This window comes from uncultured Serinicoccus sp. (genome assembly GCF_947500995.1).
Classification (GTDB): domain Bacteria; phylum Actinomycetota; class Actinomycetes; order Actinomycetales; family Dermatophilaceae; genus Ornithinicoccus.
In genome coordinates this window covers 1-20,323 of the sequence record NZ_CANMUA010000006.1, presented here as the reverse complement: position 1 = coordinate 20,323, position 20,323 = coordinate 1, and the positions used below count along the sequence as shown (strand labels likewise).

The 20,323-nt window shown below is 69.8% G+C and carries 34 protein-coding genes and 1 rRNA gene; all 35 read left to right on the top strand.

Features of this window, described 5'->3' with window-relative positions:
* Nucleotides 1-63: 63 nt before the first annotated feature.
* Nucleotides 64-681, top strand: a complete 618-nt coding sequence (locus tag Q0967_RS10135; RefSeq protein WP_298751687.1) for a histone deacetylase — start codon at nt 64-66, stop codon at nt 679-681.
* A 314-nt stretch (nt 682-995) separates the two neighbouring features.
* A complete protein-coding gene (gene rpsJ, locus Q0967_RS10130) occupies nt 996-1,304 on the top strand; it encodes a 30S ribosomal protein S10 (protein WP_006946210.1) in 309 nt (102 codons plus the stop codon).
* 11 nt (nt 1,305-1,315) lie between these two features.
* Nucleotides 1,316-1,987: a 50S ribosomal protein L3 gene (rplC, locus tag Q0967_RS10125; RefSeq protein ID WP_298751741.1), complete on the top strand. Its 672-nt coding sequence runs from the start codon at nt 1,316-1,318 to the stop codon at nt 1,985-1,987.
* A gap of 7 nt (nt 1,988-1,994) precedes the next feature.
* The gene (gene rplD, locus Q0967_RS10120) at nt 1,995-2,645 is read left to right on the top strand and encodes a 50S ribosomal protein L4 (RefSeq protein WP_298751744.1); all 651 of its coding nucleotides are present in this window, start codon (nt 1,995-1,997) and stop codon (nt 2,643-2,645) included.
* Between the two features lie 2 nt (nt 2,646-2,647).
* Entirely contained in the window at nt 2,648-2,950 is a 303-nt protein-coding gene (gene rplW, locus Q0967_RS10115; protein WP_058890632.1) for a 50S ribosomal protein L23, read from the top strand.
* Nucleotides 2,951-2,990: 40 nt separating this feature from the next.
* Nucleotides 2,991-3,827, top strand: a complete 837-nt coding sequence (gene rplB, locus Q0967_RS10110) for a 50S ribosomal protein L2 (protein ID WP_058890633.1) — start codon at nt 2,991-2,993, stop codon at nt 3,825-3,827.
* 20 nt (nt 3,828-3,847) lie between these two features.
* The gene (gene rpsS / locus Q0967_RS10105) at nt 3,848-4,129 is read left to right on the top strand and encodes a 30S ribosomal protein S19 (RefSeq protein ID WP_022925296.1); all 282 of its coding nucleotides are present in this window, start codon (nt 3,848-3,850) and stop codon (nt 4,127-4,129) included.
* A 35-nt stretch (nt 4,130-4,164) separates the two neighbouring features.
* Complete coding sequence (gene rplV, locus Q0967_RS10100) at nt 4,165-4,530, top strand: 50S ribosomal protein L22 (RefSeq protein WP_298751801.1); 366 nt, start codon at nt 4,165-4,167, stop codon at nt 4,528-4,530.
* Nucleotides 4,530-5,384, top strand: a complete 855-nt coding sequence (gene rpsC, locus Q0967_RS10095) for a 30S ribosomal protein S3 (RefSeq protein ID WP_298751755.1) — start codon at nt 4,530-4,532, stop codon at nt 5,382-5,384. The genes rplV and rpsC overlap by 1 nt, the downstream gene beginning before the upstream one ends.
* Nucleotides 5,384-5,803: a 50S ribosomal protein L16 gene (rplP, locus tag Q0967_RS10090; protein WP_298751757.1), complete on the top strand. Its 420-nt coding sequence runs from the start codon at nt 5,384-5,386 to the stop codon at nt 5,801-5,803. Before rpsC ends, rplP begins: the two co-directional genes overlap by 1 nt.
* Complete coding sequence (gene rpmC / locus Q0967_RS10085) at nt 5,803-6,051, top strand: 50S ribosomal protein L29 (protein ID WP_058890637.1); 249 nt, start codon at nt 5,803-5,805, stop codon at nt 6,049-6,051. The genes rplP and rpmC overlap by 1 nt, the downstream gene beginning before the upstream one ends.
* A gap of 2 nt (nt 6,052-6,053) precedes the next feature.
* Nucleotides 6,054-6,395, top strand: a complete 342-nt coding sequence (rpsQ, locus tag Q0967_RS10080; protein WP_298751759.1) for a 30S ribosomal protein S17 — start codon at nt 6,054-6,056, stop codon at nt 6,393-6,395.
* A 109-nt stretch (nt 6,396-6,504) separates the two neighbouring features.
* Nucleotides 6,505-6,873: a 50S ribosomal protein L14 gene (gene rplN, locus Q0967_RS10075; RefSeq protein WP_010148661.1), complete on the top strand. Its 369-nt coding sequence runs from the start codon at nt 6,505-6,507 to the stop codon at nt 6,871-6,873.
* Nucleotides 6,874-6,876: 3 nt separating this feature from the next.
* Complete coding sequence (rplX, locus tag Q0967_RS10070; RefSeq protein WP_058890640.1) at nt 6,877-7,221, top strand: 50S ribosomal protein L24; 345 nt, start codon at nt 6,877-6,879, stop codon at nt 7,219-7,221.
* Between the two features lie 2 nt (nt 7,222-7,223).
* Complete coding sequence (gene rplE / locus Q0967_RS10065; RefSeq protein WP_298751764.1) at nt 7,224-7,820, top strand: 50S ribosomal protein L5; 597 nt, start codon at nt 7,224-7,226, stop codon at nt 7,818-7,820.
* Between the two features lie 2 nt (nt 7,821-7,822).
* The gene (locus tag Q0967_RS10060) at nt 7,823-8,008 is read left to right on the top strand and encodes a type Z 30S ribosomal protein S14 (RefSeq protein ID WP_009483068.1); all 186 of its coding nucleotides are present in this window, start codon (nt 7,823-7,825) and stop codon (nt 8,006-8,008) included.
* Nucleotides 8,009-8,132: 124 nt separating this feature from the next.
* Nucleotides 8,133-8,531 carry a 30S ribosomal protein S8 gene (gene rpsH / locus Q0967_RS10055; RefSeq protein WP_010148657.1) on the top strand — a complete coding sequence of 133 codons (399 nt, stop codon included), beginning with the start codon at nt 8,133-8,135 and terminating at the stop codon, nt 8,529-8,531.
* Between the two features lie 30 nt (nt 8,532-8,561).
* Nucleotides 8,562-9,101 (top strand): 50S ribosomal protein L6, encoded by a 540-nt coding sequence (gene rplF, locus Q0967_RS10050; RefSeq protein ID WP_139722152.1) that lies wholly within the window; start codon nt 8,562-8,564, stop codon nt 9,099-9,101.
* Nucleotides 9,102-9,104: 3 nt separating this feature from the next.
* Nucleotides 9,105-9,479, top strand: coding sequence for a 50S ribosomal protein L18 (gene rplR / locus Q0967_RS10045; RefSeq protein ID WP_298751776.1), 375 nt, complete (start codon nt 9,105-9,107; stop codon nt 9,477-9,479).
* 36 nt (nt 9,480-9,515) lie between these two features.
* The gene (gene rpsE, locus Q0967_RS10040; protein WP_058890644.1) at nt 9,516-10,190 is read left to right on the top strand and encodes a 30S ribosomal protein S5; all 675 of its coding nucleotides are present in this window, start codon (nt 9,516-9,518) and stop codon (nt 10,188-10,190) included.
* Nucleotides 10,190-10,372, top strand: a complete 183-nt coding sequence (gene rpmD, locus Q0967_RS10035; RefSeq protein WP_010148653.1) for a 50S ribosomal protein L30 — start codon at nt 10,190-10,192, stop codon at nt 10,370-10,372. The genes rpsE and rpmD overlap by 1 nt, the downstream gene beginning before the upstream one ends.
* Nucleotide 10,373: 1 nt before the next feature.
* Entirely contained in the window at nt 10,374-10,844 is a 471-nt protein-coding gene (rplO, locus tag Q0967_RS10030; protein ID WP_298751779.1) for a 50S ribosomal protein L15, read from the top strand.
* Between the two features lie 183 nt (nt 10,845-11,027).
* A complete protein-coding gene (gene secY / locus Q0967_RS10025) occupies nt 11,028-12,353 on the top strand; it encodes a preprotein translocase subunit SecY (RefSeq protein WP_298751780.1) in 1,326 nt (441 codons plus the stop codon).
* On the top strand, nt 12,353-12,961 hold the full coding sequence (locus Q0967_RS10020) for an adenylate kinase (protein WP_298751781.1): 609 nt from the start codon (nt 12,353-12,355) through the stop codon (nt 12,959-12,961). Before secY ends, Q0967_RS10020 begins: the two co-directional genes overlap by 1 nt.
* Nucleotides 12,961-13,836 carry a type I methionyl aminopeptidase gene (gene map, locus Q0967_RS10015; protein ID WP_298751782.1) on the top strand — a complete coding sequence of 292 codons (876 nt, stop codon included), beginning with the start codon at nt 12,961-12,963 and terminating at the stop codon, nt 13,834-13,836. The genes Q0967_RS10020 and map overlap by 1 nt, the downstream gene beginning before the upstream one ends.
* A 131-nt stretch (nt 13,837-13,967) precedes the next feature.
* Nucleotides 13,968-14,189: a translation initiation factor IF-1 gene (infA, locus tag Q0967_RS10010; protein WP_022925313.1), complete on the top strand. Its 222-nt coding sequence runs from the start codon at nt 13,968-13,970 to the stop codon at nt 14,187-14,189.
* Between the two features lie 71 nt (nt 14,190-14,260).
* Nucleotides 14,261-14,374 (top strand): 50S ribosomal protein L36, encoded by a 114-nt coding sequence (gene rpmJ / locus Q0967_RS10005; protein WP_022925314.1) that lies wholly within the window; start codon nt 14,261-14,263, stop codon nt 14,372-14,374.
* A gap of 214 nt (nt 14,375-14,588) precedes the next feature.
* Complete coding sequence (gene rpsM / locus Q0967_RS10000; protein WP_058890649.1) at nt 14,589-14,966, top strand: 30S ribosomal protein S13; 378 nt, start codon at nt 14,589-14,591, stop codon at nt 14,964-14,966.
* 108 nt (nt 14,967-15,074) lie between these two features.
* A complete protein-coding gene (gene rpsK, locus Q0967_RS09995; RefSeq protein WP_058890650.1) occupies nt 15,075-15,482 on the top strand; it encodes a 30S ribosomal protein S11 in 408 nt (135 codons plus the stop codon).
* Nucleotides 15,483-15,512: 30 nt separating this feature from the next.
* Complete coding sequence (gene rpsD / locus Q0967_RS09990) at nt 15,513-16,121, top strand: 30S ribosomal protein S4 (protein WP_058890651.1); 609 nt, start codon at nt 15,513-15,515, stop codon at nt 16,119-16,121.
* 123 nt (nt 16,122-16,244) lie between these two features.
* Nucleotides 16,245-17,267 carry a DNA-directed RNA polymerase subunit alpha gene (locus Q0967_RS09985; RefSeq protein WP_058890652.1) on the top strand — a complete coding sequence of 341 codons (1,023 nt, stop codon included), beginning with the start codon at nt 16,245-16,247 and terminating at the stop codon, nt 17,265-17,267.
* A 26-nt stretch (nt 17,268-17,293) separates the two neighbouring features.
* Nucleotides 17,294-17,968, top strand: coding sequence for a 50S ribosomal protein L17 (gene rplQ / locus Q0967_RS09980; RefSeq protein WP_298751785.1), 675 nt, complete (start codon nt 17,294-17,296; stop codon nt 17,966-17,968).
* A 100-nt stretch (nt 17,969-18,068) separates the two neighbouring features.
* Nucleotides 18,069-18,908 carry a tRNA pseudouridine(38-40) synthase TruA gene (gene truA, locus Q0967_RS09975; RefSeq protein ID WP_298751787.1) on the top strand — a complete coding sequence of 280 codons (840 nt, stop codon included), beginning with the start codon at nt 18,069-18,071 and terminating at the stop codon, nt 18,906-18,908.
* 17 nt (nt 18,909-18,925) lie between these two features.
* The gene (locus Q0967_RS09970) at nt 18,926-19,918 is read left to right on the top strand and encodes a zinc-binding dehydrogenase (RefSeq protein ID WP_298751790.1); all 993 of its coding nucleotides are present in this window, start codon (nt 18,926-18,928) and stop codon (nt 19,916-19,918) included.
* A gap of 332 nt (nt 19,919-20,250) precedes the next feature.
* Nucleotides 20,251-20,323: ribosomal RNA gene (locus tag Q0967_RS09965) — 16S ribosomal RNA — on the top strand; the annotation flags it as partial.

Here is a 20,323-nt window from a genome sequence, read left to right as displayed (position 1 = left end):
GGCTCCTGGCGTCCGGGACGGGCGGCTCGCCGGGCGCCGGGGGGCGCGTGGCAGGCTGGGTGCATGAGGGTCTGGTATGCCGCGTACGGGTCGAACCTCAGCCGCCACCGCTTCCTCACCTACCTGCAGGGGGGCACCGCCACGGGCGCCCGCCGGACGCAGACCGGGGCCCGCGACCCGCAGCCACCCACGGGGGACCGTCCGGTCCACCTCCCCGGCCGGCTGCACTTCGGGTGGGAGTCGGTGACGTGGGGCGGGGGGATCGCCTTCTACGTCCCCGGCGAGGACCCGCGCGGGGTGGCGGCCCGGGCCTACCTGCTGACGGCGGAGCAGTTCGTGGACGTCGCGGCGCAGGAGATGCACCGGGAGCCCCGGGGGAGGCTGGACCTGTCCCGGGTGCTGGCCGAGGGCTACGACGTCGCCGGACCAGGGCGCTACGAGACCATCCACCGCGTGGGGACCATCGAGGACCTCCCGGTGCTGACCTTCACGGCGGACGACGTCGACGCGCTGGGATCGCTCGCGCCGACCGCACCCTACCTGCGCACCATCGCCGAGGGTCTGCGGGAGAGCCACGGCATGAGCGAGGAGGCCGTCGTGGACTACCTGCGGTCCAGCCCGGCCGTCCGCGAGGCGTGGTCACGGCCCGACCTGCTGGAGGTCCTCGGGGCACCGATGTGAGGGAGGCCTCAGGACGTCCTCGGGGCACCGATTTGAGGTATGCCGACGACGCATGGCACACTGGACAGGTTGCTTGACGCGCGTCGTACACCCATGTGTGCGCCGCCGGCCGTGTGGCACGCGCCCCCAGGGCGCGGGCGACGGCAGCGCAAGCCCCGGCCGAGCCGGGCACGGACACCGCCCAGAACGATCTGAGGATCCCTGGGTGACGTCCGCGGGAGGCGCGACACGCCCGACCGCGGGGGTCGGTGGAAGGCCCGTCGGACCGGACCACGAATGTTCCAGACGGACGACGAGAGAGAGTCAGACAAGCGATGGCGGGACAGAAGATCCGCATCCGGCTGAAGTCGTACGACCACGAGGTCATCGACAGCTCGGCGCGCAAGATCGTTGACACGGTGACCCGTGCTGGCGCCACGGTGGTCGGCCCGGTGCCGCTCCCGACGGAGAAGAACGTCTTCTGCGTCATCCGGTCGCCGCACAAGTACAAGGACAGCCGCGAGCACTTCGAGATGCGAACCCACAAGCGGCTGATCGACATCGTCGACCCCACCCCCAAGGCGGTCGACTCCTTGATGCGTCTCGACCTCCCGGCGGACGTCAACATCGAGATCAAGCTGTGAGTGTGACGACGATGACTACTGCGACCACTGCCTCGACCACCAGGCGCACCGTCAAGGGTGTGCTCGGCGAGAAGCTCGGCATGACCCAGGTCTGGGACGCCGAGAACCGCCTCGTGCCGGTCACGGTCATCAAGGCCGGGCCCGCCGTCGTGACCCAGGTGCGCACCGCGCAGACCGACGGTTACGACGCGGTCCAGATCGCCTTCGGGGCGATCGACCCGCGCAAGGTGACCCAGCCGCTCAAGGGCCACTTCGCCAAGGCCGGGGTCACCCCGCGCCGGCACGTCGCCGAGCTGCGCACCGCGGACGCCGGCGACTACGAGCTCGGCCAGGAGATCACCGCCGAGACCTTCGAGGGTGGCCAGAAGGTGGACGTCACCGGCACCACGAAGGGCAAGGGCTTCGCGGGCGTCATGAAGCGCCACGGCTTCTCCGGCGTCGGCGCCTCCCACGGTGCTCACCGCAACCACCGCAAGCCGGGCTCCATCGGTGGCTGCGCCACCCCGGGCCGCGTCTTCAAGGGTCTGCGGATGGCCGGCCGGATGGGCGGCGAGCGCCAGACCACCTCGAACCTGACCGTCCACGCCGTGGACGCGGACAAGGGCCTGCTGCTCATCAAGGGTGCCGTCCCCGGCCCCCGCGGCGGCGTCGTCCTCGTGCGCACGGCCGCGAAGGGTGCGTGAACCTGACATGACCACCATCACCATCACCAAGCCCGCCGGTGGAGACGCCGGCACGGTGGACCTGCCCGCGGAGCTCTTCGACGTGCAGACCAACGTGCCCCTGATCCACCAGGTCGTCGTGGCCCAGCTGGCCGCGGCCCGGCAGGGGACGCACGCCACCAAGACCCGCGGCGAGGTCCGCGGCGGTGGCCGCAAGCCCTACCGCCAGAAGGGCACCGGCCGCGCCCGCCAGGGTTCGACCCGCGCTCCGCAGTTCGCCGGCGGTGGCACGGTCCACGGCCCGCAGCCGCGCAGCTACGCCCAGAAGACGCCCAAGAAGATGAAGGCCGCCGCCCTGCGCGGTGCCCTGTCGGACCGCGCCCGCCACGGCCGCATCCACGTGCTGTCGGCGCTGGTCGAGGGGGAGGCCCCCTCCACCCGCACCGCACGCACGGTCCTGCAGGCCCTGTCGGACCGGCCGAACTTCCTCGTGGTCCTGGACCGCGCGGACGACCTCGGGCTGCGCTCCGTGCGCAACATGCCCGACGTGCACGTCCTGTTCGTCGACCAGCTCAACACCTACGACGTGCTGTGCTCCGACGACGTGGTCTTCACCCAGGCCGCCCTGGACACCTTCATCTCCGGCGTGAGCACCACGACTGCCGAGGAGACCAAGTGAGCATGAGCACCTTCAGCACCCAGAAGGACCCCCGCGACATCCTGCTGTCGCCGGTCGTGTCCGAGAAGTCGTACGCGCTGCTGGACCAGGGCAAGTACACCTTCCTGGTCGACCCGCGCGCCAACAAGTCGGAGATCAAGAAGGCCGTCGAGGCCATCTTCGACGTGAAGGTCTCCTCGGTCCACACGATGAACCGTCAGGGCAAGGCCCGTCGCACGAGGTTCGGGATGGGCCGCCGCAAGGACACGAAGCGTGCGATCGTCACGCTTCGTGAGGGATCCATCGACATCTTCGGCACGCTCTGAGCGCCGGGGCACGAGACGAGAAGCTAGAGGACTTTCGAGAATGGCTATTCGCAAGTACAAGCCGACGACGCCGGGCCGACGCGGCTCGAGCGTGGCCGACTTCGTCGAGGTGACCCGGACGACCCCCGAGAAGTCGCTGGTCAAGCCGCTGTCCAAGACCGGTGGGCGCAACGCCTCCGGTCGCATCACGACGCGGCACATCGGTGGCGGGCACAAGCGCGCCTACCGGGTGATCGACTTCCGTCGTGCGGACAAGGACGGCGTCAACGCCAAGGTCGCGCACATCGAGTACGACCCCAACCGCACCGCCCGCATCGCCCTGCTGCACTACACCGACGGCGAGAAGCGCTACATCATCGCGCCGAACCGGCTCAAGCAGGGGGACACGGTCGAGAACGGCCCGTCCGCCGACATCAAGCCCGGCAACAACCTGCCGCTGCGCAACATCCCGGTCGGCACGGTCATCCACGCCATCGAGCTGCGGCCCGGTGGGGGAGCCAAGATCGCCCGCTCGGCCGGGGCCCGCGTCCAGCTGGTCGCCAAGGAGGGCAGCATGGCGCAGCTGCGCATGCCCTCCGGGGAGATCCGCAACGTCGACGCCCGCTGCCGCGCCAGCATCGGCGAGGTCGGCAACGCCGAGCAGAGCAACATCAGCTGGGGCAAGGCCGGCCGGATGCGGTGGAAGGGCAAGCGCCCGACCGTCCGTGGTGTCGTCATGAACCCGGTGGACCACCCGCACGGTGGCGGTGAGGGCCGGACCTCCGGTGGCCGTCACCCGGTGAGCCCCTGGGGTCAGCCCGAGGGTCGTACCCGCAAGCCCAACAAGCCCAGCGACAAGCTCATCGTGCGTCGTCGCCGGACCGGCAAGAAGCGCTGAGTTTAGGAGCAGTCCGAAGTATGCCTCGCAGCCTGAAGAAGGGCCCGTTCGTCGACGGCCACCTCACCAAGAAGGTGGACGCGCAGAACGAGGCCGGAACCAAGAACGTCATCAAGACCTGGTCCCGCCGGTCGATGATCACCCCCGACATGCTCGGCCACACGCTGGCCGTGCACGACGGCCGCAAGCACGTCCCGGTCTTCGTGACCGAGTCGATGGTCGGCCACAAGCTCGGTGAGTTCGCTCCGACCCGCACGTTCAAGGGTCACGAGAAGGACGACAGGAAGGGTCGCCGCCGATGACGACCACCACGAACACCACGGAAGAAGGATTCGTCATGGAAGCCAGGGCGCAGGCGCGGTTCGTCCGCGTGACGCCGATGAAGGCCCGCCGTGTCGTCGACCTCATCCGGGGCAAGAGCGTCCCGGAGGCGCAGGCCCTCATGCGGTTCGCCCCGCAGAGCGCCAGCGAGCCGGTGCTCAAGGTCCTGAACAGCGCGGTCGCCAACGCCCGGCACGCCGCCGACAACAGCGGCTCGGGCATCGACGAGGCCCGCCTCGTCGTCGCGTCCGCGTTCGTCGACGAGGGCCCGACCATGAAGCGGTTCCGGCCGCGCGCCCAGGGCCGCGCCAGCCGCATCAACAAGCGCACGAGCCACATCACCGTGGTCGTCGCCGAGAAGACCAAGGGAGGTGCCCGCTGATGGGGCAGAAGATCAACCCGAACGGCTACCGCCTGGGCATCACGACCGACCACCGCAGCCGCTGGTTCGCCGACTCCACCAAGGAGGGTCAGCGCTACCGCGACTACGTGAAGGAAGACGTCGCGATCCGTGAGCTGCTGTCCACCGGCATGGACCGGGCCGGCATCTCCAAGGTCGAGATCGAGCGCACCCGCGACCGCGTCCGCGTCGACATCCACACGGCCCGCCCGGGGATCGTCATCGGGCGCCGTGGCGCCGAGGCCGACCGCCTGCGCGGTGCCCTGGAGAAGCTCACCGGCAAGCAGGTCCAGCTCAACATCCTCGAGGTGAAGAACCCCGAGGTGGACGCGCAGCTGGTCGCTCAGGGCATCGCCGAGCAGCTGGCCGCCCGCGTGACCTTCCGTCGCGCGATGCGCAAGGGCATGCAGTCCGCCCTGCGCGCCGGCGCCAAGGGCATCCGGATCCAGTGCTCGGGCCGTCTCGGCGGCGCGGAGATGTCCCGGTCGGAGTTCTACCGCGAGGGCCGCGTGCCGCTGCACACCCTGCGCGCGAACATCGACTACGGCCTGTACGAGGCCAAGACGACCTTCGGCCGGATCGGTGTGAAGGTCTGGATCTACAAGGGCGACCTCACCGCCAAGGAGCTCGCGCGCGAGGAGGCCCAGGCCCCCAGCGGGCGTGGCGACCGCCGCGGTGGTCGTGGTGGTCGTGGCGGCCCCGGGGGCGAGCGTGGCGAGCGTCGCGGCCGTGCGCCACGGCGCGACGAGGCCGCGACCTCCGAGCAGGCCCCCGCGGCCGCGCAGACGGACACGGCGACCGCCGCCCCCGCTACCACCGAGGGAGAGCAGTCCTGATGTTGATTCCCCGTCGCGTCAAGCACCGCAAGCAGCACCACCCGGGCCGCTCCGGCAACGCCAAGGGTGGCACCCAGCTCGCGTTCGGTGACTACGGCATCCAGGCCCTCGCGCCTGCCTACGTCACCAACCGGCAGATCGAGTCCGCTCGTATCGCCATGACCCGGTACATCAAGCGAGGCGGCAAGGTGTGGATCAACATCTACCCCGACCGTCCGCTGACCAAGAAGCCGGCCGAGACCCGCATGGGCTCCGGCAAGGGCTCGCCCGAGTGGTGGGTGGCCAACGTCAAGCCGGGTCGTGTCATGTTCGAGCTGTCCGGTGTGTCCGAGGACGTCGCCCGCGAGGCGCTGCGTCTGGCGATGCACAAGCTGCCCATGAAGTCCCGTTTCGTCTCCCGTGAGGGTGGTGACATCTGATGGCTGTCGGTTCCGACAACCTGACCCCCGAGCAGCTGCGCGGTCTGGAGGACGGCCCCCTGGCCGATGCCCTGGCCGAGGCCAAGAAGGAGCTGTTCAACCTGCGCTTCCAGTCCGCCACCGGGCAGCTGGAGAGCCATGGCCGGCTGCGCGCGGTCCGCAAGGACATCGCTCGCATCTACACGGAGATGCGCGAGCGCGAGCTCGGCATCGGCCGTGCGTCCGACGAGAACGAGAAGGTGGGCTGAGCATGAGCGAGAGCACCCAGACCCAGGCCGGCACGGCCTCCGCGTCGGTCGAGGCGCACGAGCCCAGCGAGAGCTCGCTCGGGCACGGCGGTGACCGCAACTACCGCAAGGCCCGTCAGGGCTACGTCGTCAGCGACAAGATGGACAAGACGATCGTCGTCCAGGTCGAGGACCGCGTGAAGCACGGTCTCTACGGCAAGGTCATCCGCACGACCAACAAGGTCAAGGTGCACGACGAGGCCAACTCCGCAGGGGTCGGCGACCGGGTCCTCATCATGGAGACCCGCCCGCTGTCCGCCACCAAGCGGTGGCGGCTGGTCGACATCCTCGAGAAGGCCAAGTAGGCCGCACCTGCGGGACCCCCGGGACCCGCCAACGAACCCTTTCATCCACGACGTCTGGCCAGGCTCGGCCCCCGCGGGCGAGAACCAGCCGGCAGTAGGAGAACGAACAGTGATCCAGCAGGAGTCGCGACTGCGCGTCGCCGACAACACCGGTGCCAAGGAGCTCCTGTGCATCCGCGTGCTCGGTGGTTCCGGCCGCCGCTACGCGGGCATCGGGGACACCATCGTGGCGACCGTGAAGGACGCCATCCCCGGCGGCAACGTCAAGAAGGGCGATGTCGTCAAGGCGGTCATCGTCCGCACCCGCAAGGAGCGCCGTCGCCCCGACGGCAGCTACATCCGTTTCGACGAGAACGCCGCGGTCATCCTCAAGAACGACGGTGACCCCCGCGGTACTCGCATCTTCGGCCCGGTGGGCCGTGAGCTGCGCGACAAGCGATTCATGCGGATCGTCTCGCTCGCGCCGGAGGTGATCTGAGCCATGGCCAAGATGAAGATCAAGAAGAACGACCTGGTGCAGGTCATCGCCGGCAAGGACAAGGGCCTCCAGGGCCGCGTCATCGCCGTGCACACCGACACCGGACGCGTGCTGGTCGAGGGCGTCAACCGCATCACCAAGCACACCCGTGCGGGTGGCCAGCGTGGCGTCAACACCGGCGGCATCCAGGTCCAGGAGGCCCCCATCCACGTGTCCAACGTGATGGTGGTCGACCCGGAGACCAAGAAGCCGACGCGGATCAAGACCCGTGTCGAGCAGGTGGACCGCGATGGCCGTGACAAGACGGTGCGCACCCGCGTGGCGGTGCGCTCGGGTAAGGACCTCTGAGCATGACTGACACGATCACCGAGACCACCGAGCAGGCCGGCCCTTCCGCTGCGGCGGCACCCCGGCTCAAGGCGCGCTACCGCCAGGACATCGCCCCGGCGATGACCGAGCAGTTCGGCTACGCCAACCCCATGCAGGTCCCCGGCCTGGTGAAGGTCACCGTCAACATGGGTGTGGGGGAGGCCGCTCGCGACAGCAAGCTCATCGAGGGCGCCATCCGGGACCTGGCGACGATCACCGGCCAGAAGCCGTCGGTCACCAAGGCCCGCAAGTCCATCGCCCAGTTCAAGCTGCGCGAGGGTATGCCGATCGGCGCCCACGTGACGCTGCGCGGCGACCGGATGTGGGAGTTCCTCGACCGCCTGCTGTCGCTGGCGCTGCCGCGTATCCGCGACTTCCGCGGGCTGTCCCCGCGGCAGTTCGACGGCAACGGCAACTACACCTTCGGCCTGGTGGAGCAGTCGATGTTCCACGAGATCGACCAGGACAAGATCGACCGGGTCCGCGGCATGGACATCACGCTGGTCACCACCGCCACGACCGACGACGAGGGCCGGGCGCTGCTCAAGCACCTGGGCTTCCCGTTCAAGGAGAACTGAGCATGGCCAAGACTGCTCTCATCAACAAGGCCAACCGCAAGCCGAAGTTCAAGGTGCGTGCCTACACCCGCTGCCAGCGGTGCGGCCGCCCGCACTCGGTCTACCGCAAGTTCGGCCTGTGCCGGATCTGCCTGCGCGAGATGGCGCACCGCGGCGAGCTGCCCGGTGTCACCAAGTCGAGCTGGTGAGGCGGGCCGCCCCGCCCGTCCTCCGGCACATCCTGCACTGACGTAACCACCCACCTGGAACATCGAAGGTCGCCCCGGGCACCATGCCCGAGGGGAAACCGCGGTGAGAAAGGGCACGAAGCCCATGACCATGACCGACCCGATCGCGGACATGCTGACCCGGATCCGGAACGCCAACTCGGCGCACAAGGACCAGGTCTCCATGCCGTACTCCAAGCTGAAGGCGACCATCGCCGACATCCTCAAGGCCGAGGGCTACATCGCCTCCTGGTCCTCCGCGGATGCCGAGGTGGGCACGACGCTGATCATCGACCTCAAGTACGGCCCCAACCGGGAGCGCTCCATCGCCGGTGTGCGCCGCGTCTCCAAGCCGGGCCTGCGTGTCTACGCGAAGTCCACCAACCTGCCCCGCGTGCTGGGCGGCCTGGGCGTGGCGATCATCTCCACGTCCTCCGGCCTGCTCACCGACCGCCAGGCGGCCGAGAAGGGCGTCGGCGGCGAAGTGCTCGCCTACGTCTGGTGACCCGGAGCAGAAGGTAAGGAGCTCACAAGAATGTCTCGTATCGGACGACTCCCCGTCACCGTCCCCTCCGGTGTCGACGTGGCCATCGACGGCTCGACCGTCACGGTCAAGGGGCCCAAGGGCCAGCTCGCGCTCGACGTCGTCGAGCCCATCTCGGTGGCCGCGGGCGAGGACGGCAGCATCGAGGTGACCCGACCCGACGACGAGCGTGACTCACGCTCGCGGCACGGGCTCACCCGCAGCCTCATCGCCAACATGGTCGAGGGTGTGACCAACGGTTACACCAAGAAGCTCGAGATCCACGGCACCGGCTACCGCGTGGTGGCCCGGGGCAGCGACCTCGAGTTCGCGCTCGGCTACAGCCACCCCATCCTCATCCAGGCCCCGGAAGGCATCACCTTCCAGGTCGAGAACCCCACGCGGTTCTCGGTCACGGGCATCGACAAGCAGCAGGTCGGCGAGGTCGCCGCGAACATCCGCAAGCTGCGCAAGCCGGACCCCTACAAGGGCAAGGGCGTGCGCTACGAGGGTGAGCGCATCCGCCGCAAGGTCGGAAAGGCTGGTAAGTAAGCCATGGCACAGATCGTCAAGCGCGCCAAGAGCAAGAGCGCAGCACGGGGCCGTCGCCACGTGCGGCTGCGCAAGAAGGTCACCGGGACCGCGGAGCGTCCGCGCATCGTGGTCAACCGGTCCTCGCGTCACGTCTTCGTCCAGCTCGTGGACGACACCAAGAGCGCCACCGTGGCCTCCGCCTCCACCATGGAGTCGGACCTGCGTGCCCTGGAGGGCGACAAGACGGCCAAGGCCCGGCGGGTCGGCGAGCTGCTCGCCGAGCGCGCCAAGGCGGCGGGCGTCGACGCAGCGGTCTTCGACCGTGGCGGCAACCGGTACGCCGGCCGCGTGGCCGCGATCGCGGAGGGCGCCCGCGAGGGCGGCCTGGCGCTCTGATTCGGACCTGCGAGAACGAGGAAAGAGGACTTTTCGATGGCTGGTGACTTCCAGCGACGTGGAACCGGGTCCGGTTCCACGTCCGGCGACGCCCGCGACAACCGTCGCGGCGGCCGGGACAGCAACAACCGAGACAACCGTGACGGCCGTGGTGGCCGCGGGGGTCGGGACGACGACCGCAACCAGTACCTCGAGCGCGTCGTGACGATCAACCGTGTGGCCAAGGTCGTCAAGGGTGGCCGCCGCTTCAGCTTCACCGCGCTCGTCGTGGTGGGTGACGGCGACGGCACCGTGGGCGTCGGCTACGGCAAGGCCAAGGAGGTGCCGGCCGCGATCTCCAAGGGCGTCGAGGAGGCGAAGAAGAACTTCTTCCGCGTCCCGCGGATCGCCGGCACCATCCCGCACCCGATCCAGGGCGAGGCCGCCGCCGGTGTCGTCATGCTCAAGCCGGCCAGCCCGGGTACCGGTGTCATCGCCGGTGGTCCGGTGCGTGCCGTGCTCGAGTGCGCGGGGATCCACGACGTCCTGAGCAAGTCGCTCGGGTCGAGCAACTCCATCAACATCGTGCACGCCACCGTCGCGGCGCTGCAGGGTCTCGAGCAGCCCGAGGCCGTCGCGGCCCGTCGGGGCAAGTCGCTCGAGGAGGTCGCGCCGCACGCCATGCTCAAGGCACGTGCGGAGGCCGCGGCCGAGGCGAAGGCAGGTGCCTGATGGCCAAGCTCAAGGTGACCCAGATCAAGTCCACCGTCGGCACGAAGCACATGCACCGGGAGACCGTCCGGAGCCTGGGCCTCAAGCGGATCGGGGACACCGTCGTCAAGGAGGACCGCCCGGAGTTCCGGGGTATGGTCCGCACGGTCGCCCACCTGGTGACCGTGGAGGAGGTTGACTGATATGGCCGACAGCACCACCCGCCGCGAGGCGGCCGCGCTGAAGGTGCACCACCTGCGTCCGGCCCCCGGCGCCAAGACCGCGAAGACCCGTGTGGGTCGCGGTGAGGCGTCCAAGGGCAAGAGCGCGGGTCGCGGCACCAAGGGCACGAAGGCCCGGTACCAGGTGCCGGCGACCTTCGAGGGCGGTCAGACCCCCATGCACATGCGGCTGCCCAAGCTGCGTGGTTTCAAGAACCCGTTCAAGGTGACCTTCCAGGTCGTCAACCTCGACACCCTCGCCACCCTCTTCCCCGAGGGGGGCACCGTCGGGACCGACGAGCTCGTCGCCAAGGGCGCGGTCCGCAAGGGCCAGCCCGTCAAGGTGCTCGGCACCGGTGAGGTGTCGGTCGCGCTCGACGTGACCGCCACGAAGTTCTCGGCCTCCGCCAAGGAGAAGATCGAGGCTGCCGGTGGGAGCGTCACGGAGGCCTGAGGCTCCGGCCCCGGTCCTGTCACACCTCGAGTGAGGCCCTGCGTCGCCCCGCGGCGCGGGGCCTCACTGCTACCCACCCCCACCACCCCTGGTGTTATCGTCGGGGGCGACTCATGCTCGCCTCCCCGGGCGCGTCGTCGACCGCGACGACCGGCGTCGGGGGAGACCCACAGGAGGACCTGAATGCTCTCCGCCTTCGTGCGCGCGTTCAAGACGCCGGATCTTCGGAAGAAGATCCTCTTCACGCTCGCCATCATGGCGCTGTACCGGCTCGGGACGCACATCCCGACGCCCGGCGTCGACTACGGACTGGTGCAGCAGTGCCTCAACACCGCCGAGCTGTCGGGCAACGTGCTGGGCATGGTCAACCTGTTTTCCGGCGGGGCCATGGTGCAGCTGTCCATCTTCGCGCTGGGGATCATGCCGTACATCACCGCGGCGATCATCGTGCAGCTGCTCACCGTGGTCATCCCGCGCTTCGAGCAGCTGAAGAAGGAGGGGCAGTCGGGTCAGACCAAGATGACCCAGTACACCCGCTACCTCACCATCGGCCTCGCGGTCCTCCAGGCGTCCACCCTCGTGACCATCGCCCGGGAACCGGCCCGGCTGTTCGGCACGACGTGCACCACGGTGATGCCCGACGACGGCATCTGGACGCTGGCCCTCATGGTGCTGACGATGACCGCGGGCACCGGGCTCATCATGTGGCTGGGCGAGCTCATCACCGAGAAGGGCGTCGGCAACGGCATGTCGCTGCTGATCTTCATCTCCATCGCCGCCGGGTTCCCCGCGGCCCTCGGCGCGATCTACCAGAGCTCGGTGACGACCTTCGTGCTCGTCATGCTCCTCGGTCTGGTCATCATGACGCTCGTCGTCTACGTCGAGCAGTGCCAGCGCCGCATCCCGGTGCAGTACGCCAAGCGGATGGTGGGTCGTCGGCAGTACGGCGGGACCTCGACCTACATCCCGCTCAAGCTCAACATGGCCAACGTCATCCCCATCATCTTCGCCAGCTCGATCCTCATGCTCCCCTCGCTGCTGGCCAACTTCAACCGGCCGACGGAGCCGGGTGCCACGGCCCCCGCCTGGGTGGGCTTCATCGACCGCTACCTGTCCATGGGCGCCACCGGCTCCGGTACCCACTGGGTCTACATGCTGCTCTACGCGGCCATGATCATCTTCTTCTGCTTCTTCTACACCTCGGTGACCTTCAACCCGACCGAGGTGGCGGACAACATGAAGCGCTACGGCGGCTTCATCCCGGGCATCCGGGCCGGGCGTCCCACCGCCGAGTACCTCGAGTACGTCATCAACCGCATCACCACCCCCGGTGCGCTCTACCTCGCCGGCCTGGCCGTCATCCCGCTCATCGCCTTCAACGTCATGGGGGTGGCGAACTTCCCGCTGGGCGGCGCCTCGATCCTCATCATCGTGGGCGTCGGCCTGCAGACGGTGAAGCAGATCGAGTCCCAGCTCCAGCAGCACGACTACGAAGGGTTCCTCCGCTGATGCGCCTCATCCTGCTCGGGCCCCCCGGTGCCGGCAAGGGCACCCAGGCCGCCCACGTGTCCGCCGCCCACGGCATCCCCGCCATCTCCACCGGTGACATCTTCCGGGCCAACATCAAGGACGAGACCGACCTCGGCCTGCAGGTCAAGCAGATCACGGCCTCCGGCGGCTACGTCCCCGACGAGATCACCAACGCGATCGTGCGGGACCGCCTCGCCCGGCCCGACGCGGCCACCGGCTTCCTGCTCGACGGGTACCCCCGTACGACCGGGCAGGTCGAGGCGCTGGACGAGATGCTCGGCGACGCCGGCCACCAGCTGGACGTCGTGGTCGAGCTGACGGTCGACACCGACGAGGTCGTGCAGCGGCTCCTGGCCCGTGCCCAGGAGCAGGGGAGGGCCGACGACACCGAGGACGTCATCCGCGAGCGCATGCGGATGTACGCCGAGGAGACGGCCCCGCTGGCCGCCCACTACAAGGCTCGCGGCCTGCTCCGACGCGTCGACGGGATGGGGGCCGTCGAGGAGGTCACCGACCGCATCGAGGCCGCCCTGTCGCAGGTGCCGGCCCCTGCCGCCGGCACGCCGGGCGCCACCGGCGAGGGCTGATGTCCCTCCTCCGGCGTCGGCCCCGCATCGAGGCCAAGACCCCGGACCAGCTCGTCGCCATGCGCCGGGCCGGACTGGTCGTGGCCCGCACGCTGGCCCTGGCCACCGAGCGCGCCACCGCCGGGGTGACCACCCTCGAGCTGGACACCCTGGCCGAGGAGGCGATACGGGGAGCCGGGGCGACCCCGAGCTTCCTGGGTTACCACGGCTTCACCGGCAGCCTGTGCATCTCGGTCAACGACGAGGTGGTGCACGGCATACCGGGCCCGCGCGTCCTGGCCGACGGGGACCTCGTCTCCATCGACTGCGGGGCGATCGTCGAAGGCTGGCACGGGGACGCCGCGGTCAGCCTCGTCGTCGGCGGACGGGAGCGCGGGCGTGCCGCCGACCTCGCCCTCATGGACGACACCGAGGCCTCGCTGTGGGCCGGCATCGCGGCGCTGCGCCCCGGGGGCCGGTTGTACGCCGTCGGGGATGCGGTGGAGGAGTCGGTCGACGCCGCGCTGGAGCGGCGCCGTCGCGAGGGGGTGCCGGGGGTGGAGGTCTACGGCATCCTCGAGGACTACACCGGTCACGGGATCGGCCGCGAGATGCACATGGACCCGCACGTCCCCAACTACGGGGTCACCTCGAGCGGTCCCACGGTCCCCTCGGGCGCGACCTTCGCCATCGAGCCGATGGTCACCCTCGGCAGCATCGAGACGCGCACCCTCGCCGACGACTGGACGGTCGTCACCTCGGACGGCAGCCGCGCGGCCCACTGGGAGCACACCGTCGCGGTCACCGACGCGGGGCTGTGGGTCCTCACGGCGGCCGACGGGGGAGAGGCCGGGCTGGCGCGCGTCGGCGCCGACTACGCCCCGCTCTCCGACTGACCCGGGCGCCGCACCAGCGGGCCGGAGCCCGTGCGGTCCCGGCGATTGGCCTTGGGGGTTGCCGTTCCCGTAAGATGGTGCGTCGGCCCTGCGTGGGCCGAGTCCAGTGCAATTCAGGGAATGTGGAGGACATGGCGAAGAAGGACGGCGTCATTGAGATCGAGGGCACGGTTGTCGAGGCCCTCCCGAACGCGAACTTCCGGGTCGAGCTCACCAACGGTCACGTGGTGCTGGCTCACATCTCCGGGAAGATGCGGCAGCACTACATCCGGATCCTCCCCGAGGACCGGGTCGTCGTGGAGCTCAGCCCGTACGACCTGACCCGCGGTCGCATCGTCTTCCGCTACCGCTGAGGTCCACGGCCCCCGGGCCGCGGTCCTCACCCCACCCCCGCACAGATCCACTCCACCGAAGGCAGGAAGCCATGAAGGTTCAGCCGAGCGTGAAGAAGATCTGCGACAAGTGCAAGGTGATCCGCCGTCATGGGCGGGTCATGGTGATCTGCGACAACCTGCGCCACAAGCAGCGTCAGGGCTGAGCAGACCACTACCCACCGCACGCGTCGCAGCTTCGATGCGTCGACCACAACTGCATACCGTCACCACCCAGATGACGCAGCACCCGACCCCCGCCGACCGGCGGGACGTCACCCCTGGCCGCGAGAGCCGGGGACCGCGGGCGAGCGAGCCCACCAGACGATGCGGACCGGTGCTGCACCAGACTCTCGCACGACTCCCAAGGAGCACTGCCACATGGCACGACTCATCGGTGTCGACCTGCCGCGCGACAAGCGCGTCGAGGTCGCTCTCACCTACATCTTCGGCGTGGGCCGCACCCGCGCCGAGCAGACTCTCCAGGCCACGGGCGTCGACCCGTCGACCCGGGTCAAGGACCTGACGGAAGAGCAGCTGGTCTCCCTGCGCGACCACCTCGAGGGCAGTTTCCGCCTCGAGGGCGACCTCCGCCGCGAGGTCGCCGCCGACATCCGCCGCAAGGTGGAGATCGGCAGCTACCAGGGGCTCCGGCACCGCCGCGGGCTCCCGGTGCACGGTCAGCGCACCAAGACCAACGCGCGCACCCGCAAGGGACCGAAGCGCACCGTCGCCGGCAAGAAGAAGGCCGGCAAGTAGACCGTCGCGGGGCTTCGCCCCTGACCTCCCGCAGCCGCGCCGTCCGACCCAGGACGCCCCGCCGGACGCGGACCCCAGAAGTCTTGCTCTTCCGCTAGGAGAAACCACATGCCCCCCAAGAGCCGTCAGGCCACCGGTGCCCGCAAGGTGCGCCGCAAGGAGAAGAAGAACGTCGCCTTCGGGCAGGCTCATATCAAGAGCACGTTCAGCAACACCATCATCTCGATCACCGACCCGACCGGTGCCGTCATCGCCTGGTCCTCCTCGGGCCAGGTCGGCTTCAAGGGGTCGCGCAAGTCGACCCCCTACGCCGCCCAGATGGCCGCCGAGGCCGCCGCGCGTCGCGCGATGGACCACGGCATGAAGAAGGTCGACGTCTTCGTCAAGGGTCCGGGCTCGGGTCGCGAGACCGCGATCCGCTCGCTGACCGCGGCCGGCCTGGAGGTCGGCGCGATCTCCGACGTGACGCCGCAGGCGCACAACGGCGTCCGCCCGCCCAAGAAGCGTCGCAACTGACCGCCCCGGAAGGAACAAGGTAGACACATCATGGCCCGTTACACCGGACCCATCACCAAGAAGTCCCGCCGGCTCAAGGTCGACCTCGTCGGCGGCGACAAGAACTTCGACCTGCGCCCGTTCCCCCCGGGACAGCACGGCCGCCGGCGCAGCCAGGAGAAGGAGTACCTGACCCAGCTGCAGGAGAAGCAGAAGGCCCGCTTCACCTACGGCGTCATGGAGAAGCAGTTCCGTCGCTACTACGCCGAGGCGGCCCGCCGCCCGGGCAAGACCGGCGCCAACCTGCTCATCATCCTGGAGTCCCGCCTCGACAACGTCGTGTACCGCGCCGGCCTGGCACGGACCCGTCGCGCCGCTCGCCAGCTGGTGACCCACGGTCACTTCCTGGTCAACGGCAAGCGGGTCGACGTGCCCAGCTACCGGGTCGAGCAGTACGACATCGTCGAGGTCCGTCCGCAGTCGGTCGAGACCTTCCCGTTCGAGCTGGCCCGCCAGACCTACGGCGACCGGCCGGTCCCCGCCTGGATGAAGGTCGTGCCCGGCTCGCTGAAGATCCTCATCCACCAGCTGCCGACCCGGGAGCAGATCGACACGATCCTCACCGAGCAGCTGATCGTCGAGCTCTACTCCAAGAACTGAGCCGGTGGGGCTGCGCCCCACCGTCCCGGACCCTCACCGGTCCGCGCCCGGCATACGGACAGAGGTATGCCGGGCTCCCGCACGCGGCGTCATATAGCGGTCGCCCGTGGAAAGGAACGAAACGTGCTCATCGCACAGCGCCCCACCCTCACCGAGGAGGTCGTCTCCGACAGCCGCTCCCGGTTCTCCCTCGAACCGCTCGAGCCCGGCTTCGGCTACACCCTCGGCAACTCCCTGCGCCGGACCCTGCTGTCCAGCATCCCCGGTGCGTCCCTGACCAGCATCCGGATCGACGGCGTGCTCCACGAGTTCTCCACGATCCCCGGGGTCAAGGAGGACGTCACCGAGGTCATCCTCAACCTCAAGTCCCTCGTGGTCTCCAGCGAGCACGACGAGCCGGTCGTCATGTACCTGCGCAAGCAGGGCGCCGGCGCCGTGACCGCGGCCGACATCGCCCCGCCGGCCGGGGTGGAGGTCCACAACCCTGACCTGCACATCGCCACCCTCGGCGAGTCCGCCTCGCTGGAGATGGAGATGACCGTGGAGCGTGGCCGCGGCTACGTCTCCGCGCAGCTCAACAAGTCCGGTGACCAGGAGATCGGGCGCATCCCCGTCGACTCCATCTACTCCCCGGTCCTCGCCGTGACCTACAAGGTCGAGGCGACGCGCGTGGAGCAGCGGACCGACTTCGACCGCCTCGTCCTGGACATCGAGACCAAGAGCTCGATGGCTCCGCGCGACGCCGTCGCCTCCGCGGGCCGCACCCTGGTCGAGCTGTTCGGGCTGGCCCGCGAGCTCAACGTCGAGGCCGAGGGCATCGAGATCGGCCCGTCCGCGGGGGAGGGCGCCCTGGCGTCCGACCTGGCGCTGCCGATCGAGGAGCTCGACCTCACCGTCCGGTCCTACAACTGCCTCAAGCGCGAGGGCATCCACAGCGTGGGTGAGCTCGTCGGGCGCAGCGAGGCCGACCTGCTCGACATCCGCAACTTCGGCGCCAAGTCCATCGACGAGGTCAAGGACAAGCTGGCGGAGATGGGCCTGGCCCTCAAGGACAGCCCCCCCGGGTTCGAGGGTGCGGCCGCCTACGAGGACGGCACGTACGACGACGAGGGCGACGCCGCCTTCGCCGAGGACGAGCAGTACTGAGACACGAGAAGGCTTAAGGAGAACCCATGCCTGCCCCCAAGAAGGGTCCGCGCCTCGGCGGCGGTCCGGCGCACGAGCGCCTGATCCTGTCCAACCTGGCGACCGCTCTGTTCGAGCACGACCGGATCACCACCACCGAGGCGAAGGCCAAGCGGCTGCGTCCGCTGGCCGAGCGTCTGGTGACGTTCGCCAAGCGCGGAGACCTGCACAACCGTCGCAAGGTCCTGGCCATCGTGCGGGACAAGGGCGTGGTGCACCGGCTGTTCACCGAGATCGCTCCGGACGTCGCCGAGCGTCAGGGCGGATACACCCGCATCACCAAGATCGCCCCGCGCAAGGGTGACAACGCGCCGATGGCGGTCATCGAGCTGGTGCGTCAGCCGGTCGAGCGCAAGGCCGTGGTCACCCAGGCCGAGGGCGCCACCAAGCGCTCGGCCAAGGACCGACAGGCCGCGATCAGCGACGCCGAGCTCGAGGCGGAGGAGCCCACCACGACCGACGCCGCCGAGGTGGACCAGGCCCAGGCCGAGGTCGAGGCCGCCGACGTCGCCGCCGAGCAGGGGGCCGAGCCGGCCGCCGACGGCGAGCTCACCGAGGTCGCCGACAACGAGGCGGCCGAGGACACCACGGAGGCCGCCATGGTCTCCGGCGGTGCCGACGACGCCGAGCAGCCTGCGGAGGGCGACGACAGCACGAAGTGAGCTGTCGCGTCCCCGACGCACCGGCGGGCCGCCCATCCCCTGAGGGGGGTGGGCGGCCCTCGTCGTCCCCCCGTCCCGGGTCGCAGGGCAGGATGGGCGGGTGCGCATCAGGATCGACCTCGCCTACGACGGCACCGACTTCTCCGGGTGGGCCCGGCAGCCGGGCCTGCGCACGGTGGAGGAGACCCTCGCGCAGGGCCTGGGGCAGGTGCTGCGGGTGGACCCCCCGAGGCTGGTGGTGGGGGGACGTACGGACGCAGGGGTCCACGCCCGGGGGTCGGTCTGCCACCTCGACGTGGACGAGGAGGTGTGGCGGCGGGTGCCCGGCCGGTCGGACCGCGCGCCCGGTGACGCGTTGGTGACGCGGTTGAGGGGGGTCCTGCCCCCCGACGTCGCGGTACGGGCGGCTGCCGAGGTGCACCCGGACTTCGACGCGCGCTTCTCCGCCCTCCGGCGCCGCTACAGCTACCGGCTGCAGGACCGCCCGGCCGGCGCGGACCCGCTCCGGCGGCACGACACCGTCGTGGTGCGGCACCCGCTGGACGCGGACTCCATGGACGAGGCGGCCCGGACGCTCGTCGGGCTGCGCGACTTCGCGGCCTTCTGCAAGCCGCGGGAGGGGGCGACGACCATCCGTACGCTCCTGGACTTCCGCTGGCGCCGGGACGATGCCGGCGTCGTCGTGGGGACCGTCGTCGCCGACGCGTTCTGCCACAGCATGGTGCGCGCGCTCGTCGGTGCGGTGGTGGCGGTGGGGGAGGGCCGCCGTGCGCCGGGCTGGCCGGAGGAGGTCCAGCGGGCCGGGCGCCGGGACCCCGGGGTGCGGGTCATGCCTGCCCACGGACTCTGCCTGGAGGAGATCACCTACCCCGGCACCGTGGAGGGACAGCGACGACGTGGTCAGGAGAGCCGGGCCGTCCGCGCGCCGCACGCCGGCTGATCTGGTTGTATGGACGCATGCTGGCCGCCTACGCCCGGAGCTTCCACCCCGAGGACCCGCTGAGCGGGCTGGTGGTCGGCGAGCGTCCGGAGCCGGCGGACCGGCCCGGCTGGCGGGTGCTGCCTGTCGTGGCCGCGGGTCTGAACCATCACGACCTGTGGTCGCTGCGCGGCGTGGGGCTGGCGGAGGACCAGCTGCCCATGATCCTGGGGTGCGACGCCGTGGCCGAGCACCCCGAGCTGGGGGAGGTGGTGATCCACCCCGTGGTGACCGGGACGCCGTCGTGGGAGGGGGACCCCACCCTCGACCCCCGCCGCTCCTTGCTGTCCGAGCAGCACCAGGGCACCCTCGCCGAGCTCGTCAGCGTGCCCGAGGGCGCCTGGGTGCCCCGCCCGGAGCACCTCACCGCGGTGGAGGCCGCTGCCCTGTGCACCTCGTGGCTCACGGCCTACCGCATGCTGTTCACCCAGGCTCAGGTCCGACCGGGGGACACGGTGCTGGTGCAGGGGGCCGGAGGAGGGGTGGCGACGGCTCTCGTCCAGCTCGGCGCGGCGGCGGGGCTCACGGTGTGGGTGACGAGTCGTTCGGAGGAGAAGCGGGCCCGGGCCGAGGAGCTGGGCGCCGGCGCCACCTTCGAGACCGGCGAGCGCCTCCCGGGGCGGGTCGACGCCGTGCTCGAGAGCGTCGGGGCGGCCACGTGGTCGCACTCCATCAACGCCCTGCGGCCCGGCGGCACCCTCGTCATCTGCGGCGCGACGTCGGGGGACGCGCCGGAGAAGGCCGAGCTGACGAAGATCTTCTTCAAGCAGCTGCGGGTGCAGGGTTCGACCATGGGGACCCGAGGTGAGCTGGCGGCCCTGGCCCGGCTCGTGTCCCGGGAGGGGCTCCGGCCCGCCGTGGGCGGGGTCTTCGCACTGTCGGACACCCGGTCCGCACTGGCCCGGATGGCGGCCGGCGAGAGCGGCGGCCAGCTGGGGATCCAGGTCCGCGCTACCGACGCCTCGAGCTGAGTTTGCACCGCCCTCCCGAGGGCGTGTAGTGTTGTACCTCGCGGCCGACGCAGAAGCGGAGGACGCGCCAGCAGCACCAGATCAACCACCCACACGGTCACCTCCCACGGATGTGACACCGGGCCGGAAGATCGGGTAGGCTGGAGAGGTTGCCCCGAGCGGACAAGGACCGACCAGGTCTGGACCGCAGGTGTGTGTCCGATTCTTGAGAACTCAACAGCGTGTTTGTTTTTTGATGCCATGTTTTGTTTGCCATGGCTGGTGCCCGCCCCCGGGTGCTGGTTGTGGTTTTTGTTGGGATCGTTATCTGTTCGGTAATGGTTTTTGTTTTTTTATCGGAGAGTTTGATCCTGGCTCAGGACGAACGCTGGCGGCGTGCTTAACACATGCAAGTCGAACGATGAA

What these genes read in the sequence shown, in the direction of transcription:
- Q0967_RS10135 (WP_298751687.1), top strand. Translation starts at nt 64, where the DNA reads ATGAGGGTCTGGTATGCCGCGTACGGGTCGAACCTCAGCCGCCACCGC.
- rpsJ (WP_006946210.1), top strand. Translation starts at nt 996, where the DNA reads ATGGCGGGACAGAAGATCCGCATCCGGCTGAAGTCGTACGACCACGAG.
- rplC (WP_298751741.1), top strand. Translation starts at nt 1,316, where the DNA reads ATGACTACTGCGACCACTGCCTCGACCACCAGGCGCACCGTCAAGGGT.
- rplD (WP_298751744.1), top strand. Translation starts at nt 1,995, where the DNA reads ATGACCACCATCACCATCACCAAGCCCGCCGGTGGAGACGCCGGCACG.
- rplW (WP_058890632.1), top strand. Translation starts at nt 2,648, where the DNA reads ATGAGCACCTTCAGCACCCAGAAGGACCCCCGCGACATCCTGCTGTCG.
- rplB (WP_058890633.1), top strand. Translation starts at nt 2,991, where the DNA reads ATGGCTATTCGCAAGTACAAGCCGACGACGCCGGGCCGACGCGGCTCG.
- rpsS (WP_022925296.1), top strand. Translation starts at nt 3,848, where the DNA reads ATGCCTCGCAGCCTGAAGAAGGGCCCGTTCGTCGACGGCCACCTCACC.
- rplV (WP_298751801.1), top strand. Translation starts at nt 4,165, where the DNA reads ATGGAAGCCAGGGCGCAGGCGCGGTTCGTCCGCGTGACGCCGATGAAG.
- rpsC (WP_298751755.1), top strand. Translation starts at nt 4,530, where the DNA reads ATGGGGCAGAAGATCAACCCGAACGGCTACCGCCTGGGCATCACGACC.
- rplP (WP_298751757.1), top strand. Translation starts at nt 5,384, where the DNA reads ATGTTGATTCCCCGTCGCGTCAAGCACCGCAAGCAGCACCACCCGGGC.
- rpmC (WP_058890637.1), top strand. Translation starts at nt 5,803, where the DNA reads ATGGCTGTCGGTTCCGACAACCTGACCCCCGAGCAGCTGCGCGGTCTG.
- rpsQ (WP_298751759.1), top strand. Translation starts at nt 6,054, where the DNA reads ATGAGCGAGAGCACCCAGACCCAGGCCGGCACGGCCTCCGCGTCGGTC.
- rplX (WP_058890640.1), top strand. Translation starts at nt 6,877, where the DNA reads ATGGCCAAGATGAAGATCAAGAAGAACGACCTGGTGCAGGTCATCGCC.
- rplE (WP_298751764.1), top strand. Translation starts at nt 7,224, where the DNA reads ATGACTGACACGATCACCGAGACCACCGAGCAGGCCGGCCCTTCCGCT.
- Q0967_RS10060 (WP_009483068.1), top strand. Translation starts at nt 7,823, where the DNA reads ATGGCCAAGACTGCTCTCATCAACAAGGCCAACCGCAAGCCGAAGTTC.
- rpsH (WP_010148657.1), top strand. Translation starts at nt 8,133, where the DNA reads ATGACCATGACCGACCCGATCGCGGACATGCTGACCCGGATCCGGAAC.
- rplF (WP_139722152.1), top strand. Translation starts at nt 8,562, where the DNA reads ATGTCTCGTATCGGACGACTCCCCGTCACCGTCCCCTCCGGTGTCGAC.
- rplR (WP_298751776.1), top strand. Translation starts at nt 9,105, where the DNA reads ATGGCACAGATCGTCAAGCGCGCCAAGAGCAAGAGCGCAGCACGGGGC.
- rpsE (WP_058890644.1), top strand. Translation starts at nt 9,516, where the DNA reads ATGGCTGGTGACTTCCAGCGACGTGGAACCGGGTCCGGTTCCACGTCC.
- rpmD (WP_010148653.1), top strand. Translation starts at nt 10,190, where the DNA reads ATGGCCAAGCTCAAGGTGACCCAGATCAAGTCCACCGTCGGCACGAAG.
- rplO (WP_298751779.1), top strand. Translation starts at nt 10,374, where the DNA reads ATGGCCGACAGCACCACCCGCCGCGAGGCGGCCGCGCTGAAGGTGCAC.
- secY (WP_298751780.1), top strand. Translation starts at nt 11,028, where the DNA reads ATGCTCTCCGCCTTCGTGCGCGCGTTCAAGACGCCGGATCTTCGGAAG.
- Q0967_RS10020 (WP_298751781.1), top strand. Translation starts at nt 12,353, where the DNA reads ATGCGCCTCATCCTGCTCGGGCCCCCCGGTGCCGGCAAGGGCACCCAG.
- map (WP_298751782.1), top strand. Translation starts at nt 12,961, where the DNA reads ATGTCCCTCCTCCGGCGTCGGCCCCGCATCGAGGCCAAGACCCCGGAC.
- infA (WP_022925313.1), top strand. Translation starts at nt 13,968, where the DNA reads ATGGCGAAGAAGGACGGCGTCATTGAGATCGAGGGCACGGTTGTCGAG.
- rpmJ (WP_022925314.1), top strand. Translation starts at nt 14,261, where the DNA reads ATGAAGGTTCAGCCGAGCGTGAAGAAGATCTGCGACAAGTGCAAGGTG.
- rpsM (WP_058890649.1), top strand. Translation starts at nt 14,589, where the DNA reads ATGGCACGACTCATCGGTGTCGACCTGCCGCGCGACAAGCGCGTCGAG.
- rpsK (WP_058890650.1), top strand. Translation starts at nt 15,075, where the DNA reads ATGCCCCCCAAGAGCCGTCAGGCCACCGGTGCCCGCAAGGTGCGCCGC.
- rpsD (WP_058890651.1), top strand. Translation starts at nt 15,513, where the DNA reads ATGGCCCGTTACACCGGACCCATCACCAAGAAGTCCCGCCGGCTCAAG.
- rplQ (WP_298751785.1), top strand. Translation starts at nt 17,294, where the DNA reads ATGCCTGCCCCCAAGAAGGGTCCGCGCCTCGGCGGCGGTCCGGCGCAC.
- Q0967_RS09970 (WP_298751790.1), top strand. Translation starts at nt 18,926, where the DNA reads ATGCTGGCCGCCTACGCCCGGAGCTTCCACCCCGAGGACCCGCTGAGC.